Source organism: Pirellulales bacterium, assembly GCA_035533075.1.
Taxonomy (GTDB): Bacteria; Planctomycetota; Planctomycetia; order Pirellulales; family JAICIG01; genus DASSFG01.
Genome location: DATLUO010000105.1, coordinates 1 through 5,149 on the forward strand (window position 1 = coordinate 1; position 5,149 = coordinate 5,149).

5 protein-coding genes are annotated in these 5,149 nt (G+C 63.8%); 1 reads left to right on the plus strand and 4 read right to left on the minus strand.

Going from position 1 to position 5,149, the window contains the following annotated elements; all coding sequences use genetic code 11:
* Both VNH11_14035 and VNH11_14040 read right to left on the minus strand, forming a co-directional pair.
* On the minus strand, positions 1-2,301 hold a 2,301-nt coding region (locus tag VNH11_14035), incomplete at its 3' end, for an FtsX-like permease family protein (protein ID HVA47485.1).
* Positions 2,302-2,350: 49 nt separating this feature from the next.
* A complete protein-coding gene (locus VNH11_14040; protein ID HVA47486.1) occupies positions 2,351-2,692 on the minus strand; it encodes a hypothetical protein in 342 nt (113 codons plus the stop codon).
* A 184-nt stretch (positions 2,693-2,876) separates the two neighbouring features.
* On the opposite strand from VNH11_14040, the gene VNH11_14045 reads away from it, so the two are divergent.
* Positions 2,877-3,653, plus strand: coding sequence for a DUF4058 family protein (locus VNH11_14045; protein ID HVA47487.1), 777 nt, complete (start codon positions 2,877-2,879; stop codon positions 3,651-3,653).
* 32 nt (positions 3,654-3,685) lie between these two features.
* Here the strand turns inward: VNH11_14045 and VNH11_14050 are convergent, their stop codons facing one another.
* Both VNH11_14050 and VNH11_14055 read right to left on the minus strand, forming a co-directional pair.
* Positions 3,686-4,366 (minus strand): ABC transporter ATP-binding protein, encoded by a 681-nt coding sequence (locus VNH11_14050; GenBank protein HVA47488.1) that lies wholly within the window; start codon positions 4,364-4,366, stop codon positions 3,686-3,688.
* Positions 4,363-5,149, minus strand: a 787-nt coding sequence (locus tag VNH11_14055) for a prenyltransferase/squalene oxidase repeat-containing protein (protein HVA47489.1), incomplete at its 5' end; no start/stop codon positions are given. The genes VNH11_14050 and VNH11_14055, both read right to left, overlap by 4 nt.

The window sequence follows — 5,149 nt, forward strand, 5'->3', positions numbered from 1 at the left end:
GCCGGGGTTCCGCGCTCCGTTACGCAGCGCCAGCCTCGCCAGTGCCGAACCGCCGGGCTTGATCAGCGCGCCCGTTTCACCGGCGCGCAGCCGAATTCGCAGGAACGACAACAGCGCCGTCAGCACCAAGGCCCCGGAGCCAAAGAACACACCCGCCTGCGCTTCGCCGCTCAAGCCACCGGCGAAGCCGCCCGCCACGATTGCCAGCACCAGCGACGACCAGGCGACGACACGGCCGGCGATCGAGCGGCCCGGTGCGAGTTGGCGCAGCTCGCCGGCCTGGTTGGCCAGCAGCCTGCGGACGGATACATGACGCATGGCCTTCAACGCCCATGCGATCGCCCCGCCCGAAACGAGGACGCCACTGGCATAGCCCACGAGCAGGCTCAGGGGCGTGATGTAGAGCCGCAAGAAGGGGCTGCTCACCGCGGCCAGCCACCAGCCGGGCGTGTTCAACGCCGTCAGCATCAGCCAGGCATAGCCAACGCCGGCCACCACGCCGGCTGCGCCCCCCAAGGCCGCCACCAGAAGCCCCTCGACCAGCAGCAAACGCCGCACGCTTCGAGGATACCAGCCGACGGCCAGCAAAATACCGACTTCGCTGGCCCGCCGCTCGACGCCGAGACGAAACAAAAGCGCCACCAGCATCACTGCCGCAGCGATGATGAAGAAGCTGAAAGCGATGAAGAGCACGTTGAAGTCGGTCGTGCCGGCCGACGCCGCCAACCCCTGCCGCTTGACCGGTTGGAAGTCGAAGCCCAGCTCCGAGCGGTGCTTGGCCAGCTCGTCTTCCAGCCGCTGGGCCAGGTCGGCCACGGTAAGCCCGTCGCGCGGCGCGAAACGAAGCGACGTGGTTTGCCCGAAGCGGCTGCCCCACAGCTTGCGGCCGGCGGCCAGCGAAACGAACGCCTTGGGGGTCGCCCGGTACTTGTTCCAGTATTCGTCGTCCTGGTTGTTGGGCGGCGTCGTGCGGACGCGCTCGGGAAAGTAAGGAAACGGCGGATCCCAGTTGGCCAGCGATTTCTTGTCGGTCACGCCCTTCAGCTCCGGCGTGAAATCGCGATCGTCGGCCGCGCCGTCGAGCGCGGCGACGGCCTTGAACTTGAACGCCGTCGTCTTCTCGACGATCCGGCCGTGAGTGCTCTCCGGCTCGAAGTAGGTGATCCTAACCTGGTCATTCGGCTTCAGCGTCACGCCTTGTTTGGCGAGATCGTCGAAGGCCCATTGGTTCAGCACGATCTCGTCGTCGGCCAGGGCCGCGATCGTCAGGCCCTCGGGAGTCGAGAAGGGCCCCAGCGGAGGCTGGTCGGTGAAGTCGATCGCGGTGATCGTCGAATAGGGAATCTTCGCCGCGTCGTCGGCGCCGGCGAGAATATAATTGGCGAGGTAAGTCAGCACCGGCTGCGGCGGATCGGCCGGCCCTGTCGGAAACAGCCTCGCGACAGCCGTTTCGACCGGATCTTCCAGCAGCATGCGGTCGCTGGTGAGGTGAATGTAGCCGCGCATGGTTTGCGTGAGCGACAGTCCGTAGTCGGAAAGCTTGGGATGCAACCAGCCTGACAGCTTCCGCTCTTCAGTTTCCGGCGGCGGAGCACTTGTTTCGCGACCGGAAACGAAAAGAGCGTTGACGCGGTCCTTTTGCTCCAGGGCGGATTGCAGGTCTGCGAGGTTCAAGAAGGCGTTGGCGGGCGTTTGCTGATTGGGGAACAATCCGAACCGTCCCAATCCCACGGAGGGAATGACTTCGAGTACGCGCAGGCGGCGGTTGGCGATCGCACCGGTCTTTTTGCCCAAGGGGCTGTCGGGCGGAATGTCGCTGGCCAGCGGCAGGCGAACGAGCACGTCGTCGCCGGCCTTAACCTCCAGGTCGTCGGCCAGCCGAGTATTGAGCACGACTTCGCCCGCGGCCGGCGGCCGGGCCGGACCTCCGGCGCCTAACTGCCAGAATCCGGCGTCGCACGCCAGTAGAGTCACGCGGTTGGCCCGGTTGCCCTTGTCAGGGTTGCCGAGGCTCCCTTGGAGCAATATCGCCGGCACGGCCCGATCGAACGCCGTGGCAAAGTCCGGCGCGGCGGAGAGGTCGTTGGCCAATTCCACGTCGAAGAACCGATCGGCGACCAGTGCTTCGTCGACGCGGCCCAGCCGGTCGAGCGTCAAGTGCCGCAAGCTGCCGCGGACCGAGTCGCCGACCAAGAGCGCGCCGGTCAACACTGCCGTGCCGGCCAAGACGCCCAAGGCGACGGCGAAGTTCATTCGCCTGTGGTAAACCAGGCTGGCGAAGATCAAACGGAAAGCGGACATCTTTTGATTGCCACCTCTTTCTTTGATCAAGGCAACTCCAATGCCGCTTTCAAGCAGTCATTGAGCCGCCGCTTGAGGGCATCGGACAGGTGGCCGATTGTCTGGCGGATGTCGGTCTTCTCCGCCACCAGGAGGTTGTGGCAGGAGACCATGGCTTGCGACCATATTCCCGCTGGTAAAACGCCAGGGTGGGATCATCCAGATCCTCCTGCTCCATCAGTCGGTCCATCATCTCGCCAGTGACCCCGGGTTCGTCGTCCAGAAGCCCCTTGAGCCGCTGGTAGATCTCAGATTGCACCAGGACGTAGGTTTTTCCTGTGCCCGGGTCCAAGATCTGGGGGGTGTCGGTCGCTATCAATTCATGCCGCTGCTGTTCTGTCAATTCGATCATCGCAATGCTCCTTTCCCTTGCATCGTAGCCACTTCTGCGTTTCGCAGCCGGCCACGACTCCCACTGGGTGATTATCTCACGACTTGGCCACGAAACGCAAGGTGCTTCGAAGGCTTGTCGACCTGACAATTGGTAGCGGCTATAATCATGTCGGACGTACGCATGCGAGCTTGAGGAGATTGCCGTGAACAGCCTTTTTCCAGGCATGGATCCTTTCTTGGAGGATCCCGCGTATTGGCTGGACTTCCACTCGCGGTTCGTGAATTGCTGGTGCGAGGCCATCGCGGACGTACTGCCGCCCAATTACGAAGCCGGCATCGGCGAGCGCGTCTATCTGATCGAACACGATCCGGATGCGCGAAAGTTGGGCTACCCGGACGTGGCGGTGACTGAGAGGAAGACCGAGATTCCCGTTCCTCGGTATTCGGCCAGTGGGCTGGCCACTCTCGAACCAGTCACGATCCCATTGATGGTTCTAGAAGGGCCGCGCGAAAGCTACATCGAAATCCTGCACCACCCCGACCGGGCGCTGGTTGCGGTACTGGAGCTTTTGTCGCCCGCCAACAAGGAGTACCCCGGACGCACGGAGTACTTGGCCAAGCGGATGGCCCTGCAAAAGCAGAACGTCCACTTGGTAGAGTTGGACTTGCTGCTAGGCGGGCGCCGATTGCCCATGCAGGAGCCATTGCCGGAAGCTGACTACTTTTACCTCGTTTCGCGCGCGGAGAATCGTCCATACTGTCAGGTTTATCCTTGGATGCTCAAGCAGGCTCTGCCCAACCTCCCGGTCCCGCTGCGCGATCCAGACGCGGATATCGTCGTAGATCTTGCCGCCGTCTTTGCCACGGCGTACCAGCGCGGACGGTTCGGTCGCCGGATCAATTATCAGGGCCCCCTTCCCGCGGCCCTAAGTGACGACGACCGGGAATGGGCGGCCACGATCATTGCCGGTCGAGCGTGAGGCCGCCGGCCGGAATTCATGGCAGCCCAGGTTCAATCCGCCACCGGCTTCAATTGCCCCGCATCCAACTCGACGCGCCGGCTGAACCGCGCTGCGAGCTCCAGGCTGTGCGTGACGACGATGAGCATCGCGCGTTCGAGCTGTTGCAATTCCAACAACAAATCGCCCATGCCGGCCGCCGTCGTCCGGTCGAGGTTGCCGGTCGGCTCGTCGGCCAGTACGAGCAAGGGCCGTCGGATCAGCGCGCGGGCAATGGCAACTCGCTGGCGTTCTCCTCCTGAAAGCTCCGCCGGCCGGTGTTCCAGACGAGCAGAAAGCCCGACCCTGTCCAAGAGCATCCGCGCGCGATCGAACGATTGGCTCGTCGCCGGTCCGGCGGCGATCGTCGGGACCAGCACGTTCTCGAGCACCGAGCACTGCGGCAACAAATGATGATCTTGAAACACGAAGCCGATCCGCTCATTACGGAACCGTGCCAGCCTTGGCTCGTCGAATTGGAACGGATCGTCGCCGCCGAGCGTGACTCGGCCGGCGGTTGGGCGATCGAGCGTGCCGATGATTTGCAACAGCGTGCTCTTGCCCGACCCGCTGGGACCGAGGATCGCCAGGTTCTCGCCCGCCGAGGCCGCAAGCGAGCAGCCGCGCAGAACGACCAGCGGCTCACCGCGAGTCGGGTATTGTTTGGTAACGTCTTGGACGACGAGATCCTTCATCCTTCATCCTTCAAAAGTGCCAGGGCGCCTAATCCATAAAAAGTGTACTCGACGTCGGTCCCTTCGTCCCAGGCGCCGCCGCGGAAACCGCCATCTGGCATCTCCATCGACTCGACGAATCGCCGGGCGGCGAGCATGTCGATTTCGCCGGTGGCGCGCAGGTCGGTCAGCGTCAGTGTGCCAGTGAACGTGCTCAGCACGTCGGCCAGCGGGATGCGCGTGTTGGCGGTCAATCCCCCTTCGTCGTTCTGCGCATCGGCCAGGAAGTCGATGGTCGTCTGCCGCGTGTCGTCGTCGAGCGCATCGAGGATCTTCAGCAATCCGACGGCGGCGGCCGTGGGGTTGGTGCCGCTCTTGCGCATCGGGCCGATCTCGACGAAACCGCCGTCGTCGCGCTTCCGCGAACGGACGAACTCGATCAACTTTTCAGGTTCGCGCGGCGACCGGCCGATGAGCTGGTTGGCCAATACGAACAGGAACGTGTGGTACGTGCTGCTCGATTGACCTTCGTCGGTCTTGGCGTATCCGCCGTCGGGCCGGCGAAAGCGTTCCAAAGTCTCGGCCACCGCCTCGCGCCAACCATGCGGCACGTCGGTGAAGATGTCGGTGCCGGCGGCATTGGCCAACAACGCCGCGCCGTAGAGCAGCGAAAGGAAATCGACGATCGGCGCCTGGCCCGACAAGCGGCCGATGAGAAACGCCGCCGCCCGCCGGGCCGGCTCGCCGTCGAGCTCGCCCACAAGAGCCAGGCCACGGAGGGCGAAGCCCGTGTAGTACAAATCG

What these genes read in the sequence shown, in the direction of transcription:
- VNH11_14050 (HVA47488.1), bottom strand. Translation starts at nt 4,366, where the DNA reads ATGAAGGATCTCGTCGTCCAAGACGTTACCAAACAATACCCGACTCGC.
- VNH11_14040 (HVA47486.1), bottom strand. Translation starts at nt 2,692, where the DNA reads ATGATCGAATTGACAGAACAGCAGCGGCATGAATTGATAGCGACCGAC.